This window comes from Mesorhizobium sp. LMG 17147 (assembly GCF_024297145.1).
Lineage (GTDB): Bacteria > Pseudomonadota > Alphaproteobacteria > Rhizobiales > Rhizobiaceae > Mesorhizobium.
On record NZ_JANCTC010000018.1, the window covers coordinates 13,993 to 27,291 of the forward strand.

Below are 13,299 nucleotides of genomic sequence, written 5' to 3' on the forward strand. Positions count from 1 at the left end.
CGTTCGTGGTTGGCGAGTGATAAAGTAGTGAATGCGCGAGATACATCCTCCTGCCACAAGGCCAATGATGAAATACGCGTGGTTCACAGGACCAGATAATTCAGTCCAATTCTGTCCATTGTGCTATGCAACATCGTTGTCGCCGGTTGAAATCGCCAGAAGCATGCGAAGCAAAAAATCGAGAGTAATATCAAAACAACAAAAATAGGCTTGCTCTATTCAACGATTTCGACAATCATAACGTGTAGATTCAAAATGGGAGGCTTACATGGAAAAACGCCCTGTCCTTACCGACGATGCGATTATGACCAAGAAGATAGACCGTCGGGACCTCATGCGGGTTGCATCGGCGGTTGCATTGACTACCAGCGGATTGGTCCTTCAATCCCCGTCTCCTGCCTCTGCATCTCATACAAACGACCCAGACGTTCGCGACGCTCATCAACGCATCACTATAACCTCGACAACCACAAAAATAATAACAACCACTGACACAACCGAGGCCACCGAGAAGACGAACAAGGATAAGGATGTGCCCAAGAAGGAGGACGACGAAGTCAGCAATTAAGCAGGGCCTGCGATGCCAAATTCATTTGACTGGATATTATGGCCAATAGAAGCTACAGACTTCATAGAAACTTATTGGGAAAAGCAATTCGTTCATATTCGTCGAAACGAACCAGATTACTATCGGGACGTCTTCTCCATAGCCATGTTTGAGGAGGCCCTCGTTCGCAATCCGCCTAGTTTGTCGTGGGTGTCTGCGGACCAAAGTAGCAGAACGCAACTTACTCCCAATCGCGGCTATAACTCATCGGATGTTAATCGCGCGATCGAGGCATTCTCAACAGGCTCGACAATCATACTGGACGCCCTTCACAAGCATTTCCCTCCTCTGCGGCGGCTATGCGTTGAACTAGAGGGCCTGCTGGGCATCCGTTTTCAAGCCAATGCGTATCTCACCCCACCTGGCCGTCAGGGCTTTAGGCCTCACTACGACACGCATGATGTTTTGGTGATTCAAATTCATGGGTCAAAAAAATGGCGTGTGGGAGAAGAGGCATTCAAGTACCCGCTCCTGGCTCATAACGACATCCCTGGAAGTAGGACCATAGGCAGTAATTATGAAGAGTTCAGTTTGGAGGCGGGCGACGCGCTCTATATCCCGAGGGGTGTTGTGCACGAAGCGATATCTGAATCTGGAACATCTCTTCATATAACGCTCGGTATACTAGGTTACACATGGGCCGACGTGGTTGCGTCGTGTGTTGCTAGGGCAATTGATGGAAATCCGGCTCTCCGAGAGTCGTTGCCACTTAGGTATGATCGCGATCAACTGGATCCAGCTTTAAGTGAAAGGATAGTTGAGTTGATCCAGAAAATTGCGGAGCCAGACAATGTTACGAAATCATTGGAGTGCTTCATGGATGAATGTTTGAAAGCCTATGAAGGCGGGCTGGAGGGAAAGTTATCCACATTGATTCTCTTGGAGAGCGATTCTAAATTGCAGGAGTATAGATTAAGCGGAGCCAACTCGTTTGGGGAAGTTCTCCGGGACAAGGATCAGGTGATTGTCAGGTGCACAGACAAAGAAGTGATATTTCCAGCCCAAGCTGAGGTAGCTGTCAGGAGCTGCCTTGAAGCGCAAATGGCCAAGCCCGCTGAATTAGATCGAGGAAATTTAGAATGGTCGGAGTTTGCTGTTGTGGTCAAACGCCTTGCTCGTGAGGGGCTTCTAACGGCGAAGGATTAGTGGAATAGGCCTGCACCGGGTTTCTGTGCGCTCGGACAGTTCGCGCTCGACGTCGACAGATCGTCCGGGCTGACCGACAGGCTCATGCATCATTCGTTCTCCGCAAACCGACAGCAAATCATCAAGCCTCGCCGAGCGCAACCGCTCGCCGAATGTGATTGGCACGGTGTTCAACACTTTCTGGCGGCGGCTTGCCAGAGATTTTTGGGTGCGTGCCTTGATCGCCCCGCTGTGCGGTCTGGTCAAGCGCTTTGCAGGAGGTAAATCTTCATGCCGCTCTGGCCAAAGACTGCATCGCCTGAACGGAAGCTCCAAGCACCGCCTGTGCGGTGTCGGCCTGCCTTTCATCGACATGCGCCAGCACCAGAATCACACCCTGTTCGGCATCCCGCCGGCCTGGCTGCCTGCCGCTAGCGGACGATGTGTCGAAAAGCCTGCCGGCAACGCAGCCCAGGACCGCGCCGACGAGGGCCGATGCCAGCCATCCCGCGCCGACGGGATCGATGCCTGGGATATCAAAGGCGCCGAGGCCGGCCAACAAACCCGCCGCCGCGCCAAGGGCGGCACCGCTGCCTGGACCGCGCAAGACGGCGCCGATTTCATCATCGTAGGGTCCGATGACGCTGATCTGGTGGCGCGCAATTCCTGCCGCCTGAAGCGTTTCGACGGCACGCGCGGCCTGGTCATGGGAATCGAAAAGTCTGCTGATTGTTCGCATTGAAACTGCCTGTGAGGATCCCCGGCCGTCCATGTACGGCGGGTTCCTGCCGAGCGACGACGCCGCGGAGCCGCCTACGCGAACGTCACCCGCCGCTCGTTCTGAGCGGCGGGTGACGGCTGCCTGAATTTTCACGTCACTCGATGATCTTGACGATCTTGCGCGTGCCGGGATCGACGACGACGGTGCGGTTGTCGACGACGACATAGCGGTATTTGACGTTGGGGACCTCATGAAGCTCGACGGTATCGGGAAGTGTCGAGCCGATATTGAGCTCCACCCCAGGGATTTTCACCGAGGCCAGCGGCTGCTTCTTCACATACTCCTTGATGACCGTTTCCTGCTCCGGCTCGATGACGACGTCTTGCGCCGCAACGGCTCCGACGCCTGCCAGTAGCAGAAATCCCGCCACTGCGGTGGATAAATGCATTTTCATGGTCGTCTCCTTTGCGAACTCGGTCCGCTCTTCACGCCAAGGCTCACTCGAACGGAAGGCAGCTGAAAACGTTCCGTCGACGGGGCTTCGGTCCCGCCCGGCAGGGACCAACCGACGTGTTACCGCAGGACCTAAGTCTGATCCGTGCGCGCAAAGGGTGGGTTTGCCGCGTGACCCGGAACCGGTGGCGGCGCGTGGCCGTTTCTGGCTGCACGTGCCGGGAGGATTCCATGGAAAAGTCGACGGTTGCTCGCACCGATCTTGGCTGTTCCACTCCGATCGAACCCGACAGCTGCGCAGCCTGTCCCTTCCTGCGCCGATAGGTTCGCCCGTCACCTTGTGGCGAGCGAAACCTCAAATTGCTGCGTGCGTCAAAGCTGACCCCCGAAAGCGAAGAGAGAAGGGGCGAGGAGAACAGAAATGGCCGACGACAAGAGCAAGCGAGACTTCAGCGACCGCAAGCGTGTTTCGGTGGATGAGTATTACGAGGTCGAATATTTCGCGCGGGAAAATGGTGTTTCGCCCAGCCAGGTGAGCAAGCTGATCAAAAGGACCGGCGGCGACCGGATGATCCTCTCGCAGGCGGTGAAGGCATTGCGCGAGCGCAAGTGAGATGGTGGCGAAGCCAACGGTGGAGAGGCACTGATCGCGATTGGCCGAGATCGCGGCCATCGGCCGACAACGTTCCCGGATGCCGAGCTTCGGCCAAGCGCAATGCCCCGCTACTTCCTTGATTCCGATGAAGACGGAATCGTCTATTCCGACGATCAGGGAACCTTATATGACAATTTCCCGCTGGTCAGGAAAGAAGCCCTTCGCACATTGGCCGAGATGGCCAGGGATGGCCTTCCTCACCGCAGGATTGCAGTCAAGGTCCGGGACGACCATGGCGGTCTGGTCCTTGAAGTGGCTTTGACCTTAGCCGTCGAAACGCGGCATTTCGACGAGCGTATTTTCCAGATCGACTTGCGCACGAACTGACGCCTCGATCGTCATCGCGCCGACCATGAGGTTTCTGGTGCAGCCGCATCTTCCCTAGACTGGAACATTAGAAGTCTCTAATTGTTATCTTAAGCAGCGGGAACCTCCCGGGTTTCTGCTGCAGATCGGGGTGCAAACCCGGTCGGCCCGCGCCCTCCGCCAGAGGCGCGGGCTTCGTTTGTTTAGCCGATGCGCAACGCTGTTCGGCAGCAGCATATTGGAGACCTGCGGGAGCATTCGTAGCATCAGTCGCTACCGCGGCGCCCTGGCGCCCAGGCAACGGAGCCCGTCGTCCGACAGGGCGGCGGGCTTTGACCCCTTTGCGCAATCGGTGGAATTCTGGCCGGCGCCGATTCGTGTGGCATGGGTAAGGTGCCCCGACGCAGCGCCGGCCAAGCGGAAATCAGGTCCGCCGCAGCCAGATAGTAGCCGGGTCAGCGCGGCAGGGAATTGCGTGATCGCGGAAGCTGCCGCTGGCCTATTGCACTCGCCACGAGCCCGGCCTGTGCAGCGGCTGACCCGAGGCATTCATTCATTCTGACGATGCACCGGACGCCCGGACAGCAGAAATTGGACGCCGCGCTCGCTCTGGCCGGTGGTGTTACCCCCGCAGATTTCGGACGAAAGGCCATTTTATCCTTGTTGCGCCTGGATTCCTATCAGATCGTGGCAAGGATTGCCTTTCCGGCCGCGTTTGCCGGCGTTCTGCTGTTCGCCCTTTTGCCGGAGCAGCTCCTGCTGGGTCTTGGCCTGGCTTTCACGTTTGATCACGACAAGCTCAATCACGCCGCCGCCTTCGTCGTCCTGGCGGCTCTCGGAAGTCTCGGCTGGCCGGAACGCAAGGCGAAGCTGATCGTACTGCTCGTTCTCACGGGCGCAGCGATCGAGGGGCTTCAGGCCGTGCAACTGATAGGGCGCGACCCGGATCTGTTCGACTGGGTTGCCGACTGCGTGGGAATTGCGTGCGGACTGATGGTTGCAGGCTGGACAAAGCGGCTCGCTGGCGGATTGCCATAGGTGCTGACAGCTCAACGGCGCCGGCGCACCCGCGCTCCAGGGTTGTGAAAAATGGCCGGCGCCACTTGGGGGGCGCGTTGGGGTAAGTTGCCTGATCGAGCGCCGGCCAGGCGGAAAAATCAGGTCCGCCGCAAAATAGCGTAGCAGGAATGGCAATGCGCGGCAGTAGCGTGATCGCGGAATGTCCGCTCTCGCGCCTCCGGTGCGGTGACCCGTTTTGGGTCAACAATTCTGGCACCTGAATTGCACTGTAAGCAATGCCGGGGAACACTCCGGCGATCGTCCCCGAATATGGGGCCTCGCCGCTTCGCAAATGGAGCGGCGGGCCTTTTTGTAAAGTTCGGTGGCGTCGAAGGTCTCCGACGCGTGGGCGTCGAAAAGCGGCCGATCAGCGGCTTGGCTGACCACGGTGCGCTTGCCCGATTTTCCCGATCAAGTGCTTATTCTCACAACAGAAATTCTACCTGCGCAAGCTTCTGTCCTTGACACAGGTCTCGACAACTGGATAAGTGGATACACAGATACGCTTTGAGCGGACCAAGGACGTGGCAGCAGACGCAATCGAGCCGTTGGGTATCACGACCGCCGAGGAGGAGGCTTATCGCCACATTCAGCGAGCCCTGAGGATGGGGCGTTACCGGGCCGGGGACCGGCTGATCCCGGAAGAGATCGCGACGGAAATCGGCATGAGCCGCATGCCGGTTCGCGAAGCATTCCGCCAACTGGCCGCGGAAGGTCTTGTGGTCATTCGCCCGAACCGTGGCTGCATCGTCGCCGGGCTTACCCTCGATGAGATCTACGAAACCTTTGAAATACGCTCGGTGCTCGAAGGGCTGGCGGTGAGGCTTGCCATGCCGCACATCGATGTCGAAGTGTTTGAAGAACTGGAACGCCAGCTCGACCGGATGGAGCGCGCCAGCCAGACCGGCAGCAGCGACTGGGTCGTGCGCCATCAGGCCTTCCATCTGCAGATTTGCCAATTGAGCAACAGACCCAAGCTGGTCCGGCAGATTGCCAGCCTGCACGTCGTGATCGAGCCCTACCTGCGCATCTGGTTCGACTATGTCGACAAACCCGCCAGCGCGCGCGCAGAGCACGAGATCCTGATCGAGGTGTTGCGGTCAGGTGATGCCGGCAAGGCAGAGATCGTCATGCGGGATCATATCGTCGAGACAGCGCCGCTTCTGGCTAGCTTTGCAAGTCCCGGCCGCCGCTAGGAATACCATCTAAATCGTTGAAGCCGGAAGATAATCCGGCACAACGGAAGGGAACTGCCATACCGGCAAAAGAGGAGATTGACATGAAAATTAGCCGCATCGCAGCCATTGCGTCGGTCCTGTTCGGCCTGGTCCAGGCCGCTGTCGCACAAGAAACGCCAAAGGCAATTACCATTGCCACCGAAGGAGCCTACGCGCCTTGGAACTTCACAACGGCCGACGGCAAACTGGACGGCTTCGAGGTCGATCTGGCCAATGATCTGTGCGGGCGAATGAAGATCGAGTGCAAGATCGTCGCACAGGACTGGGACGGTATGATCCCCGCGCTGACCGTCGGCAAGTTCGACGTGATCATGGCGAGTATGTTCATCACTGAAAAACGTCTGAAGGTCATCGATTTTACCCAGCCATATGCCGTGGATCCCTCAGGTTTCGCGGTCGCCAAGGATAGCGAACTGGGCAAGCTCGGCATTTCCAACGAGCGGTTCAAGCTGGACAACGAAGCCTCTGCGCAGGCGGCAATCGACAGGCTCAAGCCATTGCTGAAGGGAAAGATCATTGGAGTTCAGGCTGCGACGGCAAACCTGGAATTTGTGAAAAAATACTTCTCGGACGTCGCCGAGATTCGCGAATACAAGACCACCGAGCAACACGATCTCGATCTCGCCGCGGGTCGCATCGACGCGCTCTTCGCACAGCAGACAGCGCTGGCTGCCACGCTGAGCAAACCGGAGTTCAGCGACTATACGCTTGCAGGACCAGGATTTGTCGGGGGTCTCTTCGGTCTTGGCTCCGGGGCCGGTATCCGCAAAGAGGACACCAAGCTGAAAGACATGCTCAACGGCGCCATCGACGCCGCGACCGCCGACGGCACGATCAAAACCCTGTCGCTTAAATGGCTCAAGAGCGACGTCACTCCAGTCAAGTAGGCGCTTGCCGGCGAACGGCCATTCCTGACCCGTTCCGGAGCTTAGCCGTTCGTCCTGCCGGGGGTATCAATGGTTGACGCATTCCGGCTGCTTGGTTTCCAGAACGGAGGTTGGGGGGCTGCTCTTCTCATGGCGGCCTCGGTCACAGTGCTTCTGTCTGTGCTTGGCTTTGCGCTTGGCGCTGTATTTGGCGGGCTGGCAGCGGCCGGGCGTCTCCACAACTCCCAACTGCTAAGGTTCTTGGCCCTTGGCTATTGCACGGTTTTCAGGGGCGTGCCCGACCTTCTGACCATTTATCTGCTTTACTATGGAGGTAGTGTCGCCCTGACCTCGCTTGGTCATAGCCTGGGCGGGTCCGGTTTCGTTGGCGTTCCGGCCTTTGCCACTGGAACCTTGGCTATCGCGGTCATCTCGGGCGCCTATCAAGCCGAGGTCTATCGAGGGGCTTACCTCGCCATCGACCAGGGACAGCACGATGCCGCTTGCGCGCTTGGTCTCAACCGGCTGCAGCGGCTGCGCCAGGTTATTTTTCCCCAGCTCCTGAGATACGCGCTGCCAGGCCTCGGCAATGTGTGGCAATTGGTTCTGAAGGACTCGTCGCTGATATCGGTAATCGGCCTCGTTGAACTGATGCGCCAGGCACAGATCGCCGCAGGTTCGACCCGTGAACCGTTCATCTTCTACATTGCTGCAGCCTTGCTCTATCTGGCTATCGCTTCCGTCACGGGCAATGCCTTTTACCGTCTGGAACGAAAGGCGCCGTGGCGCGTCCGGTCGGCATGATAGATTTCAGGTTTTTCCTCGAAATCCTGCCGAAACTACTCGCCGGCCTGCCGCTCACGATGGAACTGGCCCTGACTTCCATCGTTGCCGGCTTCGTTCTTGCCGTCACATTGGCGCTTGCCCAGCAATCGGAATCGCCCTTCGTCGTCCTGCCGATCCGTGGCTTCGTTGCCGTGTTCAGGGGGACGCCCCTGCTGGTGCAGATTTTTCTGACCTATTATGGCCTTGGTCAGTTCCGGCACCAGCTGTCGGCAATTGGATTATGGGCCGTTTTCCGCGAACCCTACTGGTGCGCAATCATCGCGCTGACACTCAACACCACCGCCTATGGCAGTGAAATCCTCCGCGGCGCGATTCAATCGGTGCCACACGGCCTTGTCGAGGCGGCCCGGTCTGTCGGCCTGTCCACCTATTCGACCTATCGGCACGTTATCCTGCCGCTGGCCTTTCGCCAGGCGCTGCCGAGTTACGGCAATGAAATCATCCTGATGATCAAGGGCACGTCTCTGGCTTCCATCGTGACCTTGATGGAGGTGACTGGAATTGCCCAGGGATTGATCTCCCAGACCTACCGCGCCTTTGAAGTCTTCATCTGCGCGGGCGCCATTTATCTCACTTTGAACTTCGCGATCATCCGTGCCTTGGCGGCACTCGAATACTGGATGTCGCGGCATCTGCGGCAGCGCCCCTCGACGATGAGCGACGCCGCCTCTTGAGCACGACCAGAAGGGCATAGCATGCGAAATTTTGAGAAACCAACGCGCTCGGTTGTCGTTTCACGCGAGGCCATGGCCGCCACCTCTCATCCGTCGGCGACGCTGACGGCCGTGGAGATCATGGCGGCCGGCGGCAACGCCATGGATGCCGCCATCGCAGCCTGCGCGGTGCAATGTGTCGTCGAGCCAGCCTCGACCGGCATTGGAGGCGACTGCTTCGCTCTTCTGTCGCGAAACGGATCCGGCGAGGTCATCGCCTACAACGGATCGGGCAGGACACCCGCCGCCCTGACAATTGACTGGTTCCTCGAACGTGGCATGGCGGAGGTGGCCCGTAATTCTCCTGGCTCCGTCACCATCCCGGGAGCCATCGATGCATGGACCAGATTGCACGCTGATCATGGACATATGCCGTTTGATCAAATCCTGGCCCCCGCTATACGTTTCGCCGAGGAAGGCTACGCCATTTCACCGCGGGTCCATCGTGACTGGGCGTTGGAGGAAGAACTTTTGGCCTCCGATGTAGCCGCGAAACGGATTTTCCTGCCAAACGGCCGCGCGCCAGGCGTTGGCGAAGTGCATCGCCAGCCTGAGTTGGCTGCAACGCTGCGGCTGATCGCCAAGAAGGGACGAGAGGCCTTCTACACTGGCCCTGTGGCCGGAGACATGGTCGCCTATCTTCGTGGGCTCGGCGGATTGCACACACTCGAAGATTTCGCCTCGGCAACAGGCGAGTACGTGACCCCGATCAACGCGGCGTTTCGAGGCTGCGATGTGTTCGAATGTCCGCCGAATGGCCAGGGTGTGATCGCGCTGCTCATTCTAAACATCCTCTCGCGCTTCGAAGCGAACGGCGACCCGCAATCCGCGGACCGGCTTCACCTGGAAATCGAAGCGACGCGCCTCGCTTACGCCGCGCGTGACCTGCTCGTCGCCGATCCCGACGCGTCCGAGGTCCCGGTGGCCGACATGTTGTCGAATGCCTGGGCCGATCGTCTGGCCGGCATGATTGACCTAAAGCGCGCCCGCGCGGATCTGCCGGCGTTCGATATGCCGCTGCACAGCGACACGGTTTATATTTCGGTTGTCGACAAGGATCGCAATGCGGTCAGTTTCATCAACTCGGTCTTCGACAGCTTTGGCTCGGGCCTGGTCTCGCCACGCTCCGGTGTCGTCTTGCACAATCGCGGGCAAAGCTTTTCGCTTGACCCCAGGCACCCTAATGCAGTGGCACCGAACAAGCGACCTTTGCATACCATCATACCCGGGATGCTTGCGAGAGGCGGCTGGGCAGAAATGCCTTTCGGCGTCATGGGTGGCTACTATCAGGCAATGGGCCATGCGCACCTGCTGACGAAAGTGCTCGACTTCGGGATGGATCTGCAGGAGGCGATCGATCTTCCGCGGATCGCCCCCGTCAGCGGCACGATGAAGGTCCAGGCCGAACACGGGCTTGCTGGCGAAACCCTAGCTGAACTTGGCCGACGCGGTTTCGAAATCATTCCTGCCACGGACCCGATCGGCGGTGCGCAGGCCATTCGCATCGATTGGGCAAACGGGACCCTGCTGGGCGGTTCTGAACCGCGCAAGGACGGCTGCGCCCTCGGTCTGTAGGTTGTGGCCAGAGCGGGATCCGAGATGCCGAAGACGTTTTCATCGACATTTGACCGGTGAGCAGGAGACGCTGGCGGATTCGAACCACCGATATGCGAATTTCAGTCCGCAGTCGGTGATTGATATTGTTCAGATTTTAGCCGGAATGTCGCGTTTGTGTCGCGTCAAGCCAAAAGCGCCCGCTCGGCCTGAACTCGTTGTCCTGTTCAGCGCCCAAACACGCATGCCGTGGTGCCGACAGTCATTCAGATGGATGATGGTATGGTTCGGCACTCCTAGTAAGCTCCGATCCCCAGGCAATTTAGAGACTTTCTGAGGTCCATGTTCCTATGGGCGCAAGCGGCGCGACGACGGAGGTGTTGGCGCAGGCGGCGGGGTCGGCGTCGTCGAGGCTCGCACGCCTGGAAGCCACGACGATCGACGTCGACGTCGATCAGGAGATGGCACGGGCGACGAGCCAGTTCGACAGCGACAGGCGTGTCAACCAGCCGCAAGCGCAGGCGATCGAGAAGCAATTGCAAGTTCTCAAGTCAACCGGCAACGCTGTCGCGGCTCAACAGGCGGGACTGCACGCCATGGAAAGGCAGTCTCCCGCCGCATCGCATCTCCTCCAAGGCTTTTTGCGGCGTCAGCAGGATGCCAGCGAGCGGGTCAACTCGGTCAGGCGGATGCCAGCGTGTTTACGCTCGCCACACCGCCGGAGCGGGCGAGATCGCTTCATCCGATCTTTCTGCTTCCTGTTCGGGAGATCCCTACATGATCATCGAGTTGTTCGGTCCGCCTGGTGCAGGCAAGACGACCCTTCTCCGCGCCCTTTGCCGTGAGCTGGCGAAACGCGACATCCGTGTGAAGACGGTCAATGGCTATCGCCGGATTGATCTTGTGTCTGTCGGTAGCGAAGTCGATTCGGTCGAGGATGAAGGCCCGGAGACACGCCATGGCATCCAGCGTCTGGTGCACAAGCTCGCCACCGCGAGTCCGGTCTTGTTCTCGACCCCGCCGAGCGAGGGGGCCGCTGCGCGGCTTTTGGCATCGATCCCTCCAAAAAGTCGAATATGGGCGTTGCGTCTGAAGATCGACGTCGTTTTGCTCTTTGAAGCCTGGAATACGGCACAGGCCTCAGAAGGGTACTTCATTTTCGAAGAGGGCATCGTTCAGGCGTTGTGTGCGCTCGTCCTGTTGGCACGAAATCCAAGTATCGACATGGTTCGTAATTGCCTGACGTTCCTGCCGCAACCGGATCTCCTCATTCAAGTCGACGCGCCCGGGGAAACGCTGCGCCACCGCCTCATTGAGCGGTATGCGCGGCAGCCGTACCTCGAGCGCCTTCTCGAAGTCGGAGTGGTCAGGGGCCTGAAGCAAGCGGATATCGCGAGGGAGATCGGCCAATGCCTGCAAGACAAATGGCCGCTGATGCGTGTCGACGGCCTCGACCCACGCAATTTCGAACAGGTCGTCGCGCGCATCGTGGGGCACGGATTGCCCGCGACGGCATGCGTCGGGCCAGACTAGAGGCGCGAGTTGCATGGTGCTCACGGTGAGATCGTTCGATGGCATTCGCAGACTTCTGCGGGCGCAGCGGCGACCGTCAGACAGCGTCCATGAGAATCGTGCACCCGCTCGTCGGGATTACCGAGCAAGCCACCAGATGGCTGGGTACGGTGCCCATTACTCCGACACGTTCCGGTCCGGCTACTATGCAGCTCTGTGGTCGGGTATCGAAAAGCCATTGGTCGAACGTATTCTCCTGCCTGTCGGCGGGCCGAACCGGAAATGCCTGGACTTCGCATGCGGCACAGGTCGCATAGCAAATATCGCAGCTCAATTTTTTGGTGAAGTCGTTGGCGTTGACATCTCCCAATCCATGCTGGCTAGCGCACGGGTTCCGAAGAACGTGAAATTGGTCCGCGCTGATCTTACGTTCTCTCCGCTCGCCGAAAGGTTCGACGTGGTCACGGCATTCAGATTCTTCCTCAATGCTGAAGATGAGCTCAGGAAGGATGCGCTGTCGGCCATCAGCGCGCATTTGAACGAAGGTGGATTGCTAATCTCGAATATCCACATGAATGCGACCTCGCCTATTGGGCTGGTCTGCCGCATTTTGAACCGTTATGCAGGAGGGACCGTCCGCCACACTTTGAGCATTAAAGGATACGAGCAGACGCTCATTGCAAATGGCTTTATTGTCGAGCGTATAGTTGGGTACGGTTTTTTGCCGCGACCCGGGAACTTGCTGCCAAGACTCTGCGAAATATTGATCGTGCCGTTTGAAAGGATCTGCGCACGTGCCAGGATTCCGGCGGGGCTTGCGCAGAATTTCTTGGTGGTTGCCAGAAAGCGGTAAAGCCGGCGGGCACATGAAATTTGAAACCGAGCATTTGCCATGAGGCTGGTCTTTGTTGAAGCTATTGGCAGGAAAGTATCGAGTGTTGTCGTTTTGGCTGCGCTTCGCTTTGCTCAATCAGTTCGCAACACGGCGCGACATGAAATGCCGTAAGCCGCCAGGTTGGCTACACCGCAAGCCATCGATTTTATAAGAGGAAGTAGTGGTGCCCAGAGGCGGATTCGAAGCGAAGGAAATCTGGCTTTGTTTCCAAATAGTTGACACCCACACAAGAGCAGGGATAGCCAACAAAAATACCAACAAAATATTTCTGTGGATTGGTTCGGTTCCCGGATATCGCTCTATTCGCTCAATGCCATCGGATCCCAACCTCATCTCAGAAGCGGAGCGTTGAGCAAGTCGCAGGTCCGCTGCTGCCTCCAATTTCCCCGAGATCTGATCGCCCTTACCACTTGAAGATGGCGGCGAGAGCGTCTTTCGACTTGACGCTTACGTCCTTGAAAATATTGAGCTTTTCGCGGCATTTGTTAGACAGTCTGTTACACGGCTACAGCGTTAATTTAAGCTCTCGGCATCTGAGCTCGCGCGCCCGAGCATCGACCTAATCCGATACTGGCTCGGGGCATCGTTGCTCCCGGAGCTTCAGCATAGTCTCGCAAAAATTCCCAAGCCGCTTCGGGGCTGACGAGTCTGCGAAGCCGACGAGCGATAGGCAATACCGAGACGCAGACATTACGTGACGGCACTTGATATTGCAGTGCAGCAAGCGTAGAGCACCGCCCGCTTATCGG

General features: G+C 58.2%; 14 protein-coding genes. 13 read left to right on the plus strand and 1 reads right to left on the minus strand.

The window, feature by feature from the left end; translation table 11 throughout:
- The first annotated feature begins 268 nt into the window (after positions 1-268).
- The 3 genes from NMG46_RS24080 (at position 269) to NMG46_RS24090 (ending at position 2,474) form a co-directional block, all read left to right on the plus strand.
- Positions 269-568: a hypothetical protein gene (locus NMG46_RS24080; RefSeq protein WP_254820015.1), complete on the plus strand. Its 300-nt coding sequence runs from the start codon at positions 269-271 to the stop codon at positions 566-568.
- Between the two features lie 12 nt (positions 569-580).
- Positions 581-1,753, plus strand: coding sequence for a cupin domain-containing protein (locus NMG46_RS24085; RefSeq protein ID WP_254820016.1), 1,173 nt, complete (start codon positions 581-583; stop codon positions 1,751-1,753).
- A 217-nt stretch (positions 1,754-1,970) separates the two neighbouring features.
- Positions 1,971-2,474, plus strand: a complete 504-nt coding sequence (locus tag NMG46_RS24090) for a hypothetical protein (protein WP_254820017.1) — start codon at positions 1,971-1,973, stop codon at positions 2,472-2,474.
- A gap of 133 nt (positions 2,475-2,607) precedes the next feature.
- Here NMG46_RS24090 and NMG46_RS24095 read toward each other — a convergent pair whose 3' ends face one another.
- Positions 2,608-2,907: a DUF1236 domain-containing protein gene (locus NMG46_RS24095; RefSeq protein WP_254820018.1), complete on the minus strand. Its 300-nt coding sequence runs from the start codon at positions 2,905-2,907 to the stop codon at positions 2,608-2,610.
- A 420-nt stretch (positions 2,908-3,327) separates the two neighbouring features.
- On the opposite strand from NMG46_RS24095, the gene NMG46_RS24100 reads away from it, so the two are divergent.
- The 10 genes from NMG46_RS24100 (at position 3,328) to NMG46_RS24145 (ending at position 12,508) form a co-directional block, all read left to right on the plus strand.
- Positions 3,328-3,519 (plus strand): DUF3606 domain-containing protein, encoded by a 192-nt coding sequence (locus NMG46_RS24100; protein ID WP_254820019.1) that lies wholly within the window; start codon positions 3,328-3,330, stop codon positions 3,517-3,519.
- A gap of 102 nt (positions 3,520-3,621) precedes the next feature.
- On the plus strand, positions 3,622-3,888 hold the full coding sequence (locus NMG46_RS24105) for a hypothetical protein (protein ID WP_254820020.1): 267 nt from the start codon (positions 3,622-3,624) through the stop codon (positions 3,886-3,888).
- A gap of 570 nt (positions 3,889-4,458) precedes the next feature.
- The gene (locus NMG46_RS24110) at positions 4,459-4,905 is read left to right on the plus strand and encodes a hypothetical protein (protein ID WP_254820021.1); all 447 of its coding nucleotides are present in this window, start codon (positions 4,459-4,461) and stop codon (positions 4,903-4,905) included.
- 545 nt (positions 4,906-5,450) lie between these two features.
- The gene (locus NMG46_RS24115; RefSeq protein WP_254820022.1) at positions 5,451-6,122 is read left to right on the plus strand and encodes a GntR family transcriptional regulator; all 672 of its coding nucleotides are present in this window, start codon (positions 5,451-5,453) and stop codon (positions 6,120-6,122) included.
- An 83-nt stretch (positions 6,123-6,205) separates the two neighbouring features.
- Positions 6,206-7,051 (plus strand): transporter substrate-binding domain-containing protein, encoded by an 846-nt coding sequence (locus NMG46_RS24120; RefSeq protein WP_254820023.1) that lies wholly within the window; start codon positions 6,206-6,208, stop codon positions 7,049-7,051.
- A gap of 129 nt (positions 7,052-7,180) precedes the next feature.
- On the plus strand, positions 7,181-7,834 hold the full coding sequence (locus tag NMG46_RS24125; RefSeq protein ID WP_368389319.1) for an ABC transporter permease: 654 nt from the start codon (positions 7,181-7,183) through the stop codon (positions 7,832-7,834).
- A complete protein-coding gene (locus NMG46_RS24130; RefSeq protein WP_302896924.1) occupies positions 7,831-8,550 on the plus strand; it encodes an ABC transporter permease in 720 nt (239 codons plus the stop codon). The genes NMG46_RS24125 and NMG46_RS24130 overlap by 4 nt, the downstream gene beginning before the upstream one ends.
- 21 nt (positions 8,551-8,571) lie before the next feature.
- Positions 8,572-10,164, plus strand: a complete 1,593-nt coding sequence (gene ggt, locus NMG46_RS24135) for a gamma-glutamyltransferase (RefSeq protein ID WP_254820025.1) — start codon at positions 8,572-8,574, stop codon at positions 10,162-10,164.
- 756 nt (positions 10,165-10,920) lie between these two features.
- A complete protein-coding gene (locus NMG46_RS24140) occupies positions 10,921-11,676 on the plus strand; it encodes an AAA family ATPase (RefSeq protein WP_254820026.1) in 756 nt (251 codons plus the stop codon).
- A 13-nt stretch (positions 11,677-11,689) separates the two neighbouring features.
- Positions 11,690-12,508 carry a class I SAM-dependent methyltransferase gene (locus tag NMG46_RS24145; RefSeq protein WP_254820027.1) on the plus strand — a complete coding sequence of 273 codons (819 nt, stop codon included), beginning with the start codon at positions 11,690-11,692 and terminating at the stop codon, positions 12,506-12,508.
- The last annotated feature ends 791 nt before the right edge of the window (positions 12,509-13,299 follow it).